Genomic DNA, 16,413 nt, shown 5'->3' on the forward strand with positions numbered 1-16,413 from the left:
ACCAAAAAAACTAGTCGCATCCTTATAGGAAAAAAATATTTTGAAATCAATGATTTTCCCTTGACGGTATTTTTTCATAGCAGTATAATAGCTCTTGTTGAAAATTTCAAAAAAGGAAAGAAAATGTTTACAAAACTTAAATATACCTTTATCGGTCGTCCTCTAAAATCCTTAACTGAGGGTGAAGGAGGACTTCTTGGAAAAACACAGGCACTTGCAATGCTCTCAAGCGATGCCCTTTCATCTATCGCCTATGGACCTGAGCAGGTCGTCCTTGTCTTGGCTAGCCTATCTCCGCTTGCTATTTGGTGGAGTCTCCCTATCGGCATTTTTGTCCTCTTGCTACTTGCTAGTCTAACCATTTCTTACCGACAAATCATCCATGCCTACCCTCAAGGTGGAGGTGCCTATATGGTTACTCGAGAAAACCTCTCCCCTGAGTTAGGTTTGATTGCTGGGGGAAGTCTACTTGTTGACTACATGCTGACAGTAGCTGTATCCGTGGCTGCAGGTGCTGATGCGATCACAGCCGCACTTCCTGCTCTCCATCCCTACAACCTCCACATCTCCATTTTTCTAGTATGTTTGCTCATGCTTTTGAATCTGCGAGGCTTGAAGGAATCTGCTAGTTCTCTGATGATCCCTGTCTACCTCTTTATCTTTAGTACGGTCTTCCTCTTATTGTTTGGTATCTTCCAACTATTGACAGGTTCTCTAAGCTATCATGCAACTTCTGCAATTGGTCAAACCGTCCCAAGCCTCTCAATTGTCCTGATTTTAAGAGCCTTCACCAGCGGTTCAGCTTCATTAACCGGGGTTGAAGCTATCTCAAATGCTGTCCCATTTTTCAAGACCCCTAAAGAAAAGAACGCAGCTCAAACACTGACCATCATGTCTCTGATTCTTGGATTTCTCTTTGCAGGAATTACCTTCCTAAACTACTGGATGGGGATTACTCCTCAACACGGAGAAACAATCCTCTCACAAATGGCTAAAGGGATTTTAGGGGATTCTGCTCTCGGTCAGATTGTTTATTATCTCTTCCAATTCTCAACTGCCCTAATCCTAGCCGTTGCTGCAAATACTGGTTTTTCTGCCTTTCCAATGTTGGCTTACAATATGGCTAAGAACAAGTACATGCCCCATCTCTTTATGGAAAAGGGAGACCGCCTTGGTTACTCAAACGGTATTTTAACCTTAGCTTTTGGTGCCATAATCCTTCTGCTTATTTTCAACGGAAATACAGAACGCTTGATCCCTCTTTATACTATCGGAGTTTTCGTCCCCTTTGCACTTTCTCAAACAGGTATGATTCGCCACTGGAAAAAAGAAAAAGGCTCTCATTTCTTAAAATCTGCCATTGCTAACATCCTCGGTGCTATCATTTGTTACGTTATCGTTCTTATCCTACTCTTCTTCAGACTTGGAGATATCTGGCCCTTCTTCCCAATTATCCTAGTCTTAACCTTCCTCTTTTTGTCCATCCACAGTCATTACCAAAAAGTGGCGAAACAACTTCGACTTTATGAAGGAATTCAAAAGAAAACTTACGATGGGAATGTCGTCCTTGTCTTAGTAGGAAATGTTACTCGAGTCAGCGTCGGAGCGATTAACTACGCTCAAAGCATCGGAGACGAAGTTTTGGCTATGCACATTTCCACCAAGGAAACTGAGGAAAAAGACCAAGAAATCCTCCAAGAATTTGCCGACTACTTCCCAAATATTACTCTTAAAAACATTAATACCAGCTATCGCGATATTATCACACCTACAGTTCGATATGTTCGAAAGATTTCTCAAGAAGCCAAGAAAAAGAACTACACGGTTACAGTTCTTGTACCCCAATTTATCCCTAACAAACCTTGGCAAAATACCCTCCACAATCAAATGAGCCTTAAATTAAAATATGCTCTCAGATGGCACGAAGATGTCGTCGTTGCTAGCTACTCTTATCATTTGAAAGAATAAAGAAAAGCTCAAAATCAGAGAAATTATCTTCTGATCTTGAGCTTTTTCTATATGTGATTTTTTCAAGACGTCTTCTAAAATGTTTATTCTCAATCAATAACTTTAGAAAATTCTATCTTTTAGATAAAAGAAAAATCAGTAGGCTCGAGTTCCTACTGACTTCTTTGTTTCATTTGTTTGGATTATGCAGCCAAAACTTTGCGTCCTTTACGACGACGAGCTGCCAATACGCGACGACCGTTTTTAGTTGACATACGGTTACGGAATCCGTGTTTGCGCGCACGACGAAGTTTACTTGGTTGATAAGTACGTTTCACGATGAATACCTCCTCATAGATTTTGTATTCGTTTAGCCGGCTATAAAGTGATCAGTTACTAAACATACTTTACTATTCTATCTGATTCTTACTTATTTGTCAATAGCTCTGACAAATGTTTCCAGCTTTTTTGCTATGAAAGCCTTATCTACGATACTGTTTCAAGAAACGAGTCATCTTCTCTTGGATTTGGGCTAACTCATCGACACGTGGAAGATAAACAATACGGAAGTGGTCTGGGTCTTTCCAGTTAAAGCCACGTCCATGTACCAAAAGCACTTTTTCTTGTTTCAAGAAATTGAGGACAAATTGTTCATCGTCATCGATACGATACATATTGCGGTCGATTTTAGGGAAGATATAAAGACCCGCTTTTGGCTTAACAGCTGATAAACCAGGGATATCTTGAATAGCATTATAAATAAAGTTTCTTTGTTCATAGATACGACCACCAGGAAGAAGCAACTCATCCACTGACTGGTGACCACCTAGTGAAGTTTGAACAACCTGTTGAGCAAGCACATTCGAACAAAGTCGCATGTTTGAAAGCATGTTGAGACCTTCAATGTAGCCCTTTACATGATGTTTAGGTCCAGACAAGACCATCCAACCAACACGGAAACCAGCGATACGGTGAGATTTAGACAGGCCATTCATGCTGACACAGAAAAGGTCTGGAGCCAAACTTGCGACTGGTGTGTGGACATTGCCATCCATAACCATACGGTCGTAAATTTCATCCGCAAAGATAATCAAGTCATTTTGGCGAGCAATCTCGATAATATCTAGTAAGAGTTCTTTAGGATAAAGAGCCCCCGTTGGGTTATTCGGATTGATCAAAACAATGGCCTTGGTATTTGAACTAATCTTAGACTTAATGTCATCTAGGTCTGGATACCATTCCGCTTTTTCATCACAGACGTAGTGAACGGCATTTCCCCCAGCCAAGCTGACTGCCGCAGTCCAAAGTGGATAATCAGGCATAGGAACCAAGACTTCATCACCGTTATCCAAGAGACCTTGCATAGACATAACGATTAGCTCACTAACCCCATTTCCAAGGTAGATATCATCAATATCCACATTGGGGAATTTCTTTAGTTGGCAATACTGCATGATGGCCTTACGAGCTGAAAAGATACCTTTTGAATCTGAATAGCCTTCACTATCACGGGCATTCATAATCAAGTCGTGGATAACCTCATCTGGAGCTGTAAAGCCAAACTCAGCTGGGTTCCCTGTATTTAGACGAAGAATTTTTTCTCCATTTGCGCGCATACGCATAGCTTCTTCCAAAACTGGACCACGGATATCATAAGCCACATGCTCTAATTTTATTGATTTGTTAAATTCTTTCATTCGAGTTCCTCTATTCATCAGGATAGTTAATATTATACCACTCCAAAACGAAATCGTAAATTTCCCAGTACTATTCCACAAAAAAACCTTGCTTAACGCAAGGTAACAGAGCAAAGTCGATTTCTTTCTATTTTTGGAGAAGAAAGAGTAGATATATTTCTCTAAAAAGCTGGACAAATTGGACCAAAATCTTTGTAGAGAAACTCTGGTGATCGAAAACAAAGTCATTGTAAGGGATGGTAACTGCATGAACAAAAGAATTTCTGCTTCTATTCAGCAAAACGCAAAGAAAAAATAAGTAGACTGACCAACATTAGGAATAATGTTAAACTAAGCCGAGTCTAGTTGTAAAAATACCATCTCACTAACTTATTTCCTTGCCCTGTCAATTCATATTATACACTAAAATCATTGCATTTTCAAACAAGTATACATATAAAAAGAGCTCAATATTTGAGCTCTTTTTGTATGCTATTTTGCAATTTCTGCCAACATTTTTTCGATGTGTTGGATGGATTTTTCACGTCCAAGCAAGTAGATGGTATCTGGTAATTCAGGACCATGCATTTCACCTGAAACGGCGATACGGATTGGCATGAAGAGATTTTTCCCTTTGATACCAGTTTCCTTTTGAACCGCTTTGATTTGTGGGAAGATATTTTCCACCACAAACTCGTCGTCTGACATGGCTTCGAGTTTGGCTTTAAAGGCTTCAAGTACAGTCGGCACTGTTTCACCAGCCATGACTTCTCGTTCAGCTTCTGTCAATTCTGGGAAGTCTGAGAAGAAAAGGTCTGTCAATGGAACAATTTCGTCCACTGACTTCATTTGTGGTTTGTAGAGTTCTACTAATTTCTCAGCCTTATCAGTCAATCGTCCTGCTTCTTCAAGGAATGGTTTGGCCATTTCAAAGATAGTCTCAAGATCCGCATTCTTAATGTACTCATTGCTCATCCAGTCCATTTTCTTCTGATCGAAGGCTGCTGGAGACTTGCTGAGACGGTTTTCATCAAAGAGGTTAATGAGTTCTTGACAAGAGAAGATTTCATCTTCCCCTCCAGGATTCCATCCAAGAAGGGCGATGAAGTTAAAGACTGCTTCTGGAAGGTACCCTTTCTTACGGTAATCTTCGATAAATTGAAGGGTATTAGTGTCACGTTTAGACAACTTCTTACCAGTTTCAGAGTTGATGATTAAGGTCATGTGACCGAATTCTGGTGCTTCCCATCCAAGCGCTTCATAGACCATGAGCTGTTTTGGTGTATTGGCAATGTGGTCATCTCCACGGATAACGTGAGAAATTTGCATGTCGTGGTCATCAATGACAACGGCAAAATTGTAAGTTGGGTAACCATCTTTCTTTTGGATAACCCAGTCCCCACCGATATTGCCACCTTCAAATTCGATATCACCTTTGACCATATCATGCCACTTGTAAATACCAGACTCATTGACAGCCAAACGAACCGTTGGGATGATGCCTGCCGCTTCACGTTCAGCGATATAAGCTGCTTTTTCTTCTTGGCTCATGCCAAGGTATTCGTTAATGTAACGAGGTGTTTCACCAGCGGTTTCTTGGCGTTCACGTTCTGCGGCTAATTCTTCTTCTGTAACGTAAGATTTGTAGGCTTTTCCTTCAGCTAAGAGTTGGTCAATGTATGTTTGATACAATTCCAAACGCTCAGACTGGCGGTAGTTTTCATGAGTCTCTGGACTTTCATCCCAGTCCATGCCCAACCAACGAAGGTTTTCAAGCTGTGAACGTTCTCCGTCTTCGACATGACGTTTGCGGTCAGTATCTTCGATACGGATGATAAAAGTTCCACCATGGTGGCGTGCATACAAATAGTTAAACAATGCTGTACGGGCATTACCGATGTGTAATAGTCCTGTTGGACTTGGTGCGTAACGCACACGAATATCTTTTGACATATCTTCTCCTATAAAGTCTCTAGGCGTCTGCCTTTTTGCTCTCTATATTATATCACAAGTCTTGCCAGAGTCCAATTTCTCTTTTCGAGAAAAAGCAAAAAGAGTGGATTTACCACTCTTTTTTATTCTATTATAGACGAGCGTTTAGTTCTTTGCTCAATTCTTCAAATCCTGGTTTACCAAGAAGGGCAAACATGTTGCGTTTGTATGCTTCAACACCTGGTTGGTCAAATGGGTTGATGGCATTCAAGTAACCTGAAAGGGCAATTGCCAATTCGAAGAAGTAGATTGTGTAACCAAGAGTAAAGGCATCTTGCTCAGGAAGAGTCACGTACATATTTGGTACGTCACCATCTGTGTGGGCAAGAAGAACACCGTCAGTTGCTTTTTTGTTAACGAAGTCAACGTCTTTTCCTTGAAGGTATCCAAGTCCGTCAAGATCTTCTTCCAAAGTAGGAATGATTACGTTCTTACGAGGTTTGTCAACGCGGACAACTGTTTCAAACATGATACGAGTTCCTTCTTGGATAAATTGACCCAATGAGTGCAAGTCTGTTGAGAAGTTAGCTGAAGTTGGGTAAATCCCTTTTTGGTCTTTCCCTTCTGACTCACCAGCCAATTGTTTCCACCATTCTGAGAAGTATTGAAGTGATGGCTCGTAGTTTACCAAGATTTCAGTTGCATAGCCTTTACGGTAAAGGATGTTACGAACTGCTGCGTATTGGTAAGCTTCGTTTTCAGAGATTTTATCTGAAGTGTAGTCTTTGCGAGCTGCGTTAGCACCTTCCATAAGGGCTTTGATGTCAGCTCCTGAAGCAGCGATTGGAAGCAAACCAACGGCTGTCAATACTGAGAAGCGTCCACCGATGTCATCTGGAACCACAAATGTTTCCCAGCCGTTAGCATCTGCTTCAACCTTAACAGCACCTTTTTGGCGGTCAGTTGTTGCATAGATACGTTTGTTGGCTTCTTCTTGTCCGTATTTCTTAACCAAAAGTTCTTTGAAGACACGGAAAGCGATAGCTGGTTCAGTTGTTGTACCTGATTTAGAAATTACGTTTACTGAGAAGTCTTTATCAGCTACGTACTCTACCAAGTCAGCAAGGTAAGTAGATGAGATTGAGTTTCCTGCGTAAAGGATTTGTGGAGCCTTGCGTTCTTCTTTTGTTTGCAAGTTTGCAAAGTGGTGGTTCAAGAAGTCAATTGCTGCTTTCGCTCCAAGGTATGATCCACCGATACCGATAACAACCAAAACATCGCTGTCTGATTTGATTTGTTCAGCAGCTTTCAAGATGCGGTCAAATTCTTCGCGGTCGTAGTTTTCAGGAAGGTCCAACCAACCCAAGAAGTCGCTCCCAGCACCAGTTCCTTTACGGATCAATTCGTCTGCAGCTGTAACTTGTGCTTGCATGTACTCCACTTCATGTGGTGCAACAAATTTGTCTAATACTTTTGAATAATCAAATTTAATATGTGACATAGTATTCCTCCAAAATTTCTTCTTTTCTATCATAACGCTTACTAACAATTTTTTCAAGTTTTTATACTGAAAATTTCCGATTTTTATCACAATTCAAACGTTTGCGTAAAAACACAATTCTATAAAGATTTGTAAATAATGAATAAAAAAAACGACTAGGATTCTAGTCGTTATAATTCATTCAATAAATACTCAAATAATTCTAAGTTGCCATCTTCTTCATTGACCAAAAATTCTGGATGCCACTGGAGACCAATAATACGGTGTTCATCAATGGATTCAATTGCTTCAACAGTTTGATCACGTGGATCCACAGCCGTCACACGGAAATTGGGTGCCAGATCTTTAATGCTCTGACGATGCACTGAATTAACCCGACTTTCTTTACCAAATAATTTAGACACTACACTGCCATCCACTGTCTCAATAGAATGTGAAGTCCCAAAAGGTAGACCTTGCCAATGACCTTCAATATCCTGATTGAGTGTCCCACCAAAGGCAACGTTGACAAGCTGAACGCCACGGCAAATGGCTAAGATTGGCTTGTTCTGACGCAAGGCTTCTTGTAGAAGAGCTAGCTCAAACTCGTCGCGAGTTAGGTTATAGTCGTCGCTATCAATTGTTTTTTCCTCACCATAAAACTGAGGATGGACATTTTGCCCTCCAGTCAAGATAAGCTTGTCTATCATTTCTACATAGTCGTGCACAACTGACTCATCACCAACCGGAATGACCAAAGGAAGTCCGCCAACCTGACGAATACTCTCAGCAAATTTACAAGAGACTGATGAATGAATATTTTTTCCTTCTGCGTCCACAGGACATAGGTTTGCCGCTACTCCAACAACTGTTCTTACCATCACTGATTTCCTTTCCTTTTCTATTGATAATCTTATCTTATCATCCTTGCCCATTCCTGTCTAATATGTATTTTTTAAGTCCGTGATAAAATTTCTTTATCAGAAAAAGTTGCCCAAAATTAGGACAACTTTTTTGCTTATACTCAATGAAAATCAAAGAGCAAACTAGGAAGCTAGCCGCAGGTTGCTCAAAACACAGTTTTGAGGTTGTGGATAGAACTGACGAAGTCAGTAACACATATACGGCAAGGGGACGCTGACGTAGTTTGAAGAGATTTTCGAAGAGTATTATTCAAAGACAAATTGATTATGGTACAGTTCAGAGTAGAAGCCTCCAAGCTTGAGTAATTCGTGGTGATTTCCTTGTTCAATAACCTCACCATCCTTAAGGACAATGATCTGATCGGCATTGAGAATGGTTTTCAAGCGGTGAGCAATTACAAAACTAGTTCTTCCTGCCACAATAGCTTCCATGGCATTTTGAATCTTGCTCTCTGTTACAGTATCAACGTTTGATGTTGCCTCATCCAAAATTAAGACCTGCGGATCTGTCATCAAGGTACGGGCGATGGAAATCAACTGCTTCTGACCGGTTGAGAATACGCTCTGGTCATCATTAATCAGAGTATCGTACTTATCTGGTAGACTTTCGATATAGTCATGGATGTGTGTAGCCTTAGCTGCTGCTTCAACCATTTCCTGACTAGCTTCTGGTACACCAAATCGAATATTGTCACGAATAGTTCCACTAAACAAAACAGAATCCTGTAGAACAATTCCCACCTTGCTTCGCAAACTATCCAAATCAAATTCTCGGATATCTCTGCCATCAAAGCTGATACTTCCTGCATCCACATCATAAAAACGATTGATCAAGTTCATGATAGTTGTTTTCCCTGAACCTGTCGGACCAACTACCGCAATCATTTTCCCTTTTGGAGCTGAAATGCTAACATCTTTCAAAATGGGTTTTCCTGGCAGGTAGGAGAAGTCCACATTACGAATCTCCACACCTTCTTTTAATTCGTTAAATACTGGAGCATCTTGAGGACGAATTTCTTCTTCTGCATCAAACATTTCTTGGATACGGTCCGCACCTGTAAAGGCCAGTTGCAAGCTTCCCCAGCTCGCCGCTAATTGGATAATCGGTTGGTAATATTGCTGAGAAAACTGGGTAAACATGACAATCAAACCCAGAGCAGTTGCTGTCTCGATGTTCTGATCATTCAGTAAGACAGCTGAACCGACAAAAATAACAATAGCTGTATTGACCAAGCTCATTCCGTTCATGACAGGAAAGAGAATTCCTGAAAACATTCTGCCCTTAAAAGTTGCTTTACGGACACGCTCGTTTTGCTCAACAAAACCTGCAATCACATCATCTTGAATACCTTGAACAATAACGGCTTTTTGACCTGAAATACTCTCATCCATGTAGGCGTTGAGCTTCCCAACTTCTTTCTGTTGGAGATTGGTATATTTTCTTGCCAATTTCAAAATGACAATCAACATGATGACAGCTATCGGAGTGCTAGCAATCGTAATCAAAGCCAAGGTCACATTTTTTGCGAACATGACAATCAGCAAGCCAATATAAAGGGCAATATTGGTCATAACAGACACCAGACTTTCGTTGAAAGCCTGGAGGATATTATCCAAGTCACTGGTGAAACGTGACAGGATATCACCATCTTGATGGCGGTCAAAGAAGGAAACAGTCAAGCGAGAAAGCTTGCCAAAAAGTCCCTTACGCATCTCATTTGTCGATTCGGCAATAATACGGCTCATCAAAACCATATAGATAAGACTCGACACCACGAGCACAATCAAAATATAAGCAAGATTAATCAAGAGTCCTAATAGACTTTGCCAAACCATATCAGGATTTCCATTTTGATAAGCTATAACCAAATTAGCCAGTTCTGTGACTGTTTGACCTGCAAATACCGGAAAGAGAGCTTGGGCTACCGTTGCAATGATAATCATAGCAATAACAACGACAAAGGATATCTTATAAACTTTAAAATAGTTCCAAAAGAATTCAAATGTCTTCATCCTACTCCTCCTTTCCTTTTTGCGTCTCGTAAATTTCTCGATAAACTGCGTTTGTTGCAACCAAGTCAGCGTGTTTGCCTTGACCAATCAAACGCCCTTGGTCAAGCACTAAGATTTTATCGGCATGTACAACAGAGCTAATCTTTTGCGCGATGATAATCGTAGTTGTCCCCTTCAAATCCTTGTTGAGGGCTTCTTGAACCAAACGTTCCGATTTGGCATCAAGAGCAGAGGTTGAATCATCAAAAATCAAGATACGAGGATTGCTGACAATCCCACGCGCAATAGACATTCTTTGTTTTTGTCCACCAGAAAAGTTAGTCCCACGTTCCTCAACCGGACTTTCAAAGGCTAAGTCCATACGACTAATAAATTCACTCGCCTGGGCAATACGAGCTGCGCGTTCCATTTCTGAAACTGTCGCATCTCCCTTACCTTGTCTGAGATTATCTGCGATGGTTCCACTAAAGAGGATGGCTCTTTGTAGGACGATAGAAACTGTCTTACGAAGCGTCCCTTCACTAACTGTCCGAATGTCCTTTCCACCAATCTTGATCGAACCTTGCTGAGGATCAAATAATCGTGGAATCAACTGAGCCAAGGTTGATTTCCCTGCACCAGTTGCTCCGACAACCCCAACCATTTCACCAGCTGCGATATCGAAGGATACATCTTTTAGGATAGGTTCTTCATCATTTGGATAGGTAAAGGTAACATTTTCAAAACTGAGACTTCCTTCCAATTCTTCATCTTCCACATCATTGAAAGTCATAGCTGGTTCTGTATCAAGGATTTCACGAATACGACGAAGGGAAATCATGGCACGAGTAACTGAGTTCCCCAAAAATCCAACCATGACGATGGTAAAGATAATCTGACTCAGGTAGTTTACAAAGGAAGCAATGGAACCAACTACTGACGGATCTGACTCTGCCATACCCGCTACAAGCCAGATTGAAAGAAAGACTGCACCGTACGAAATCATCATCATTACAGGTTGAACGATAGAAAAGGCGTAGCCGATATAAAGGTTTTCTCCCAGCAATTCATCTGATACCTGCGTAAACTTAGCAAACTGGTCTTTTTCTCGAACAAAAGACTTAACCACGCGCACACCACGTAAATTTTCTTTGGCAATGGCATTGATACGCTCCAATAAGGTCTGGAATTTTGCAAAGCGCGGTCCCATCATCCCCATCATAAGACCTGTCATGGCGACGATTAAAACGACCATAAGAACCAGCACCCACCACAGCGAAGGCAGAGTGACAACGGCTAATATAAAGGAACCAATAAATAAAATCGGTAGTCGAAAGAGGATTTGGAAGGTCATCATAACGACGTTTTGAATCTGGTTGATATCGTTGGTCATACGCACAACGAGGTTCCCTGCATTAAACTTCTCAATATTGGCGTATGAAAAAGTTTGAATCTTACGAAAGGCATCTTCACGTAAGTCAGACGAAACTCCTTGAGCAATGTAAGCTGCTAACACTACATTGATCCCACCTGCAACCAAACCAATCAAGGCAACAAGAATCAACCAAAAACCGATAGTATAAATAGCTTCATTATCACCCGTTAGCAGTGCCTCTAAAACCTCCTGCAAATAACGTGGTTGCAAGAGTGAACTCGTTACCATTAGACCTGTCATAACCAAGGAAGCCAGGGCCTGCCATTTATAGGCTTTTATTTTATGAAACAGCATATTTCCCCCTTATAAGATAGACAAAAGGGGACGACAGTTCTGTCAGTCCCTTCTTATGCTTTTATGTTGATACTATTCTAACAAAAAAGAATGCTATTGTCAAAGCACTCAGCTCTCAGAAGCTTGTGCAAACACGACATTAGCATTCTATCAATCCTTTAAAAATTCTTCTAAATTTAGTACTGAATTTTATTGTTCTGAACTATCTTGCTCGTCTAATTGAGCTCGTCCAATTTCACGGTAGCTACAGTCCCCAACAATCTTGACTGAAAACTGACCATCTTCGTACTCAAGAATCGTCACACTTCCGTTATCAAGACCATGTGGATGCATGCCGTTAATGAGGTAAACAATGGTACCAATAGTCATTCCATGGCTGACTACCAGGGCATTTCCTCCACCATTGGCTTCCATTTCCTTGGCAATGGCTTCAAAGCCTTCCCAGATACGACCACTTAGCTTTTCCCATCCTTCAGCCCAGCCTGCTGTATCTACTTCTACCAGACCTTCAGCCAGCTCAGCATAGGACAAACGATGCACATGATCGACATTAAAGATACGAGGAATAATGCCCATAAATAAGTCCCCATCATAAGCACCATCAAAACTACCAAAGCACCATTCACGGATTCGCTTATCCATACGATAAGGAATTTGCCCTGTTAAACCTAGTTCCTCAAGGATAATTCCCATAGTCTGGATGGTACGTCCTGAGTCACTCGAGTACGCACGCTCAAACTTTAAGCCTGACTCACGCAAACCAATTCCCAGTTCATGAATGCCTCGTTCTCCATCAGCTGTTAGGGGAGTATCACTCCAACCTTGAGCACGACCAATCGTATTAAACATTGTTTTCCCATGACGTACTAGATACAATTTTACACTTGACATATTCCATCCTCCATATGTATCTATTATAGCATGATTTCAGACAAAAACCTCGTCCTAACTCACTGGCCTTCAACCTCACAATTGAAGCAAAAATCCAAGCTATTCCGTATCTTTCTTTGAAGGAGTAACTTCAGAAGACTTTGCAGTTTCTTTTTTGCCCCCTTCTTCTTTTTTCTCCTCATTTCCTTCTTTGGACTTATTTTCTGTCTTTTTAGTCTTATCTTCAGTTTTCTCCAAAGGTGAAAAACGAAATTCAAATTGATTTTTGCCACTAGTAACTATCGTTAAAAAGCCTTTTTCATCAGTATGATAAGTTGCTTTTCCGACATCAAATGACTGGACTCCACTTTCAGAACTAGCTTTTTCATAAGTTCTTTTAGCCATTGCAAATGCAAGAAGCTTTTCTTTATTAAGGGCATAATCCTGATGATGAGCCACTTGTCGATTCAGATAAAACTGCAATAAGAGACTAAAAATTCCAGCAATAGTAATAGCGTAAAGGAGAACTCCAGCTCTAACTTTCTTCTTTTTCAACACGATAGATAAATTCCCTCTCTAGTCCCTTTTCAAACTGAAAATTGAAATGAACATTTTGCCCTTTTTGGTAAATATGCGTTGATTTAAGGCCATAAACCATGGGTTGATAACCACGTCCACTAGCATCTGTTTTCCGGAAATCATTTGACCTTGATTTACCCATAGAGATAGATTTCCCATCCTGTTTGAGGTAAAGCCTATCATTCTCCACTTTTTCAAATTGAGTTCGATTCAGCTCTGCTTCCAGCTGATCCACAAATAAAAGCCATTCTTTTTGCTCACTTCTCTGCTGGTAGCGAACTTCTGAAACCAAGAGCTGACTCATAGCTTGAAAGAGGAGCAAGCTACCACTAATAACGATAAGGGAAACCAAGGATTCTAATAGTGTAAAAGCTCTGACCCTACTTGTCTTGAATCGCCAGTAATTTCTCCGTTCCATGGTATACCTCCAAACCTCGCTCATTCGAGACAACATGAACCGTAAGGCCATTGACAGTCAACTCCTTTTGTCCAGTCTGCAAAGCCATACGAGCCACTCGCAAAACTTCTTCCTGTTTTAGAAGTTCTACTTCTCTTTTTCTACTTTCTTGAATTTGTCCCAGTAAGAGAGTTGCTATACTGGCAAAAATAGCTAGTGAAATCACTGCTTCCAGTAAAATAACCGCCTTAATTTTTTGCTTCTTGAATACGTTTAATCTTTCCATTTCCTAGATATAGTTGGTATCGAACCACTTCTTTCCTTGTTTGAAATCTCACGCTGGCCAGAGACGAATTCCCACCAGACTTGTCAAAGGAAATTGACTGATTGGACTGTAGTTGAATTCCTTTAGGGATGGTTAATTTATGATAGCCATTTCCAATACTTCTCTCTTCTAACATTAAGTTGATCTTTCGCTGACTAGCCAGACTTCGCTTCTGCGTTTCCCGATAAAGTTCCTCAAACTCCATAAAGAAAATCTGCTCCTCTACAGCCTCAAAAGTGGACTGAACTGAACTTGATAAACCCAAGGCTAACAGACTAACAATCCCTAATACCAATAAACTTTCCAACATAGTAAAAGCCCTAATCCGCAACTGTTTGACTTGTCTTTTGTTTTGCATGGTATTCCTTATAGGCTTTTGCTTGCTCAGCAGTGATACGTCCATCTGCCTGTAATTTGCTTAGACTAGCATCTTCATTTTTATCCAGACTATAGAGTTCTGCTTGGCTTTCTACCACCTTGACGACAGCTGCTTTCCCTTTATCATTGACTGCATCCTTTTGCTTAGTTAAGTTTGGCACAAACAGCAAGAGTAGGACGCTAATGATAAGCAACACCACCAACATTTCTACCAGTGTAAAAGCTTTTGCCTTCGTTTCTTTTAATTTCATCATCATTTTTTTCATCTAAAAATTTACCTCCATATTTTGATACATTGGCAGCAACATAGCTGCATACAATAAAACGATTAGCAGGGCTACAAAAATAAAGACCAACGGTTGAACAAGGTTCATGGTCCGATTGACTCGGGTAAAGAAGGATTCCCAAGTTTTTTCCGCATATATTTCCAATTCGCTTCCCAACTTGGATTTAACCTCTCCATATTCAATGATTAATCCCAACTCCTTTCTAAAGAAGGGATAGGTCTGAACAACCTTAGAAAATTCATACCCATTTTGCAAAGATTGATCTAAATCGTATCCAATTTCCTTAAAAAGAGGATCTCCTTGCTCCTGCATCATCTGGAAAATCTGTGCCAACTCTAAACCTTGTCCAATCATATTTCCCCATTCCCGAGCATAATAGGCAGTTAGATAATACTGAACAAACACACCTAAAAAAGGGATTCTAGCCAGATAAGAAAAGACTTGTATCTTCTTAGATCTCCTGTAGAAAATCAGCCCTGTTAAAGATGCAAGACTTGGTGCTAGAGCAAGTCCGAGAAAAATCTGTGGCAGGTTACTAATCACTAAAGTAGCTATGTTACTACTATCCAGTTGGGGCAATAGATAATTCCGCAATCCTAGCATAATTAACAGTAAAAAAGCTAGCAAAATAAGTGGGTAGGTCGCAACTTCAATTAACTTCTTCTTGACCTTAGCAAGATTATCCAAATATTCTTCAATTTTCCCCAAACTCAAATGGAGATTTCCATGAACTTCAGCCAATGAAAGTTGAGTGACAATCGCACTCGAAAAACCTAAATTCCCCATCATTTCCGAGAAAGATTTTCCTTTCGATAGTCCTAGGCGCATCTGCGAAACATATTCCTTCTCCAACAAAAGACTTCTATCAAGAAAGGAAATGATTTCTACCAAGTGAAAACCGCTCGAAAACAAATTGTTAAAGAGAGTAATAATTTTCTTCTGTTTACTGGTAGCTAATTCTCTCCGTTTCAGCTTGAAGGGCAGTGATATGTCGATCCTTAAGAAGCTGATCAATTTGCTCATTCCACTTTTCTGCCTGGTGTTCTGAATAATTTTGGTTTGCAAAATCAATAATTCCTCCTCCCCCGATTAGTCTCTGGTAGCAAACACCTTGTAAAACAACTGCGAGTTCATCTTCACTGACACCGAGTTCTAAAAGACGCTCATAGACACCACAAATACTCTTTGCATGTATGGTCGAAAACACTGTAGCTCCCGTTAAGCTCGCTCTTACAACAGCACGGGCTGTTTCGCTATCCCGAATTTCCCCAATGATTAAAAGATCTGGGCGGTGCCGCAAAGAAAGTTTTATCAAGTTTTCATAACTCAGTCCAATAGCTTCATTGAGTTGTAATTGCAGCATCTCTTCTTGCTTAATCTCGACTGGGTCCTCAATGGACATGACTTGTTGTCCCTTAAACAATGACTTAGCTAATTCATGCATTAAGGTAGTTTTACCACTTCCTACAGGTCCTGCAAATAGATAAAGGCCGCGTTGTCTAAAGCCCTTTTCCAGTTCCTTAAGGTCTTGAAACCAGAAGCGCAACTCTTGTTCTTCATCGTGCAAAAGGCGAATAACTAAACTCTCATAACCACGATAATCTCCTACCGTCGATAAGCGTAGTGAAGAAACCTTGCCATCATGCTGATAATCACAGGACCCAAGCTGACTACGACGCTTTTCTCCAACATTCATCCCCGCAATAAATTTAAAATGACTAATAACTGCGCCCAACTTTTCAAAGTCATAGCTATTAATCAAACGCCTTTCATCACCTATTCGCATATGCAACTCATAAACCTTATCCTTGGGAATAAAATAGATATCCTGAGCTCCATCCTTTTTTGCGAGACTAATCAATTCTTGTGCAAGTGCTTGTACCATATTCCCTCCTCAG

General features: G+C 40.6%; 16 protein-coding genes. 1 reads left to right on the plus strand and 15 read right to left on the minus strand.

From position 1 onward, the window contains the following. The first annotated feature begins 123 nt into the window (after window positions 1-123). The gene (locus QM857_RS03470) at window positions 124-1,968 is read left to right on the plus strand and encodes an APC family permease (RefSeq protein WP_414275078.1); all 1,845 of its coding nucleotides are present in this window, start codon (window positions 124-126) and stop codon (window positions 1,966-1,968) included. 182 nt (window positions 1,969-2,150) lie between these two features. Here the strand turns inward: QM857_RS03470 and rpmH are convergent, their stop codons facing one another. The 15 genes from rpmH to comGA form a co-directional block, all read right to left on the minus strand. After that, entirely contained in the window at window positions 2,151-2,285 is a 135-nt protein-coding gene (rpmH, locus tag QM857_RS03475) for a 50S ribosomal protein L34 (protein WP_000831905.1), read from the minus strand. 144 nt (window positions 2,286-2,429) lie between these two features. Continuing rightward, window positions 2,430-3,644: a pyridoxal phosphate-dependent aminotransferase gene (locus tag QM857_RS03480; protein ID WP_414275079.1), complete on the minus strand. Its 1,215-nt coding sequence runs from the start codon at window positions 3,642-3,644 to the stop codon at window positions 2,430-2,432. Between the two features lie 471 nt (window positions 3,645-4,115). Beyond that, entirely contained in the window at window positions 4,116-5,576 is a 1,461-nt protein-coding gene (gene gltX / locus QM857_RS03485; RefSeq protein WP_414275080.1) for a glutamate--tRNA ligase, read from the minus strand. A 130-nt stretch (window positions 5,577-5,706) separates the two neighbouring features. Continuing rightward, window positions 5,707-7,056, minus strand: a complete 1,350-nt coding sequence (locus QM857_RS03490; RefSeq protein WP_000018246.1) for a glucose-6-phosphate isomerase — start codon at window positions 7,054-7,056, stop codon at window positions 5,707-5,709. 170 nt (window positions 7,057-7,226) lie between these two features. Next, window positions 7,227-7,916, minus strand: a complete 690-nt coding sequence (locus tag QM857_RS03495; RefSeq protein ID WP_414275081.1) for a gamma-glutamyl-gamma-aminobutyrate hydrolase family protein — start codon at window positions 7,914-7,916, stop codon at window positions 7,227-7,229. A gap of 288 nt (window positions 7,917-8,204) precedes the next feature. After that, window positions 8,205-9,971, minus strand: a complete 1,767-nt coding sequence (locus QM857_RS03500; protein WP_414275082.1) for an ABC transporter ATP-binding protein — start codon at window positions 9,969-9,971, stop codon at window positions 8,205-8,207. Between the two features lies 1 nt (window position 9,972). Next, on the minus strand, window positions 9,973-11,679 hold the full coding sequence (locus tag QM857_RS03505; RefSeq protein WP_414275083.1) for an ABC transporter ATP-binding protein: 1,707 nt from the start codon (window positions 11,677-11,679) through the stop codon (window positions 9,973-9,975). Between the two features lie 189 nt (window positions 11,680-11,868). Next, window positions 11,869-12,570: a histidine phosphatase family protein gene (locus QM857_RS03510; protein ID WP_414275084.1), complete on the minus strand. Its 702-nt coding sequence runs from the start codon at window positions 12,568-12,570 to the stop codon at window positions 11,869-11,871. A gap of 99 nt (window positions 12,571-12,669) precedes the next feature. Then, a complete protein-coding gene (gene comGG / locus QM857_RS03515) occupies window positions 12,670-13,107 on the minus strand; it encodes a competence type IV pilus minor pilin ComGG (RefSeq protein ID WP_414275085.1) in 438 nt (145 codons plus the stop codon). Further along, window positions 13,085-13,546, minus strand: a complete 462-nt coding sequence (gene comGF, locus QM857_RS03520; protein WP_414275086.1) for a competence type IV pilus minor pilin ComGF — start codon at window positions 13,544-13,546, stop codon at window positions 13,085-13,087. The genes comGG and comGF overlap by 23 nt, the downstream gene beginning before the upstream one ends. Continuing rightward, a complete protein-coding gene (gene comGE / locus QM857_RS03525) occupies window positions 13,509-13,811 on the minus strand; it encodes a competence type IV pilus minor pilin ComGE (RefSeq protein WP_178895505.1) in 303 nt (100 codons plus the stop codon). The genes comGF and comGE overlap by 38 nt, the downstream gene beginning before the upstream one ends. After that, window positions 13,774-14,208: a competence type IV pilus minor pilin ComGD gene (comGD, locus tag QM857_RS03530; RefSeq protein WP_414275087.1), complete on the minus strand. Its 435-nt coding sequence runs from the start codon at window positions 14,206-14,208 to the stop codon at window positions 13,774-13,776. The genes comGE and comGD overlap by 38 nt, the downstream gene beginning before the upstream one ends. Then, a complete protein-coding gene (comGC, locus tag QM857_RS03535) occupies window positions 14,171-14,494 on the minus strand; it encodes a competence type IV pilus major pilin ComGC (protein WP_414275088.1) in 324 nt (107 codons plus the stop codon). Before comGC ends, comGD begins: the two co-directional genes overlap by 38 nt. Then, window positions 14,495-15,538 carry a competence type IV pilus assembly protein ComGB gene (comGB, locus tag QM857_RS03540; RefSeq protein ID WP_414275099.1) on the minus strand — a complete coding sequence of 348 codons (1,044 nt, stop codon included), beginning with the start codon at window positions 15,536-15,538 and terminating at the stop codon, window positions 14,495-14,497. It abuts the gene before it with no gap. Further along, entirely contained in the window at window positions 15,459-16,400 is a 942-nt protein-coding gene (comGA, locus tag QM857_RS03545) for a competence type IV pilus ATPase ComGA (protein ID WP_414275089.1), read from the minus strand. Before comGA ends, comGB begins: the two co-directional genes overlap by 80 nt. Between the last annotated feature and the right edge of the window lie 13 nt (window positions 16,401-16,413).

This window comes from Streptococcus infantis (genome assembly GCF_047463315.1).
Taxonomy (GTDB): Bacteria; Bacillota; Bacilli; order Lactobacillales; family Streptococcaceae; genus Streptococcus; species Streptococcus infantis_AB.

Bases quoted from the DNA above. Each gene is read 5' to 3' on its own strand.
- comGC (WP_414275088.1), bottom strand. From the start codon at position 14,494: ATGAAAAAAATGATGATGAAATTAAAAGAAACGAAGGCAAAAGCTTTT.
- gltX (WP_414275080.1), bottom strand. From the start codon at position 5,576: ATGTCAAAAGATATTCGTGTGCGTTACGCACCAAGTCCAACAGGACTA.
- QM857_RS03480 (WP_414275079.1), bottom strand. From the start codon at position 3,644: ATGAAAGAATTTAACAAATCAATAAAATTAGAGCATGTGGCTTATGAT.
- comGD (WP_414275087.1), bottom strand. From the start codon at position 14,208: ATGCAAAACAAAAGACAAGTCAAACAGTTGCGGATTAGGGCTTTTACT.
- QM857_RS03495 (WP_414275081.1), bottom strand. From the start codon at position 7,916: ATGGTAAGAACAGTTGTTGGAGTAGCGGCAAACCTATGTCCTGTGGAC.
- comGF (WP_414275086.1), bottom strand. From the start codon at position 13,546: ATGGAACGGAGAAATTACTGGCGATTCAAGACAAGTAGGGTCAGAGCT.
- QM857_RS03490 (WP_000018246.1), bottom strand. From the start codon at position 7,056: ATGTCACATATTAAATTTGATTATTCAAAAGTATTAGACAAATTTGTT.
- QM857_RS03510 (WP_414275084.1), bottom strand. From the start codon at position 12,570: ATGTCAAGTGTAAAATTGTATCTAGTACGTCATGGGAAAACAATGTTT.
- QM857_RS03470 (WP_414275078.1), top strand. From the start codon at position 124: ATGTTTACAAAACTTAAATATACCTTTATCGGTCGTCCTCTAAAATCC.
- QM857_RS03505 (WP_414275083.1), bottom strand. From the start codon at position 11,679: ATGCTGTTTCATAAAATAAAAGCCTATAAATGGCAGGCCCTGGCTTCC.
- QM857_RS03500 (WP_414275082.1), bottom strand. From the start codon at position 9,971: ATGAAGACATTTGAATTCTTTTGGAACTATTTTAAAGTTTATAAGATA.
- comGA (WP_414275089.1), bottom strand. From the start codon at position 16,400: ATGGTACAAGCACTTGCACAAGAATTGATTAGTCTCGCAAAAAAGGAT.
- comGB (WP_414275099.1), bottom strand. From the start codon at position 15,538: ATGAGCAAATTGATCAGCTTCTTAAGGATCGACATATCACTGCCCTTC.
- comGE (WP_178895505.1), bottom strand. From the start codon at position 13,811: ATGGAAAGATTAAACGTATTCAAGAAGCAAAAAATTAAGGCGGTTATT.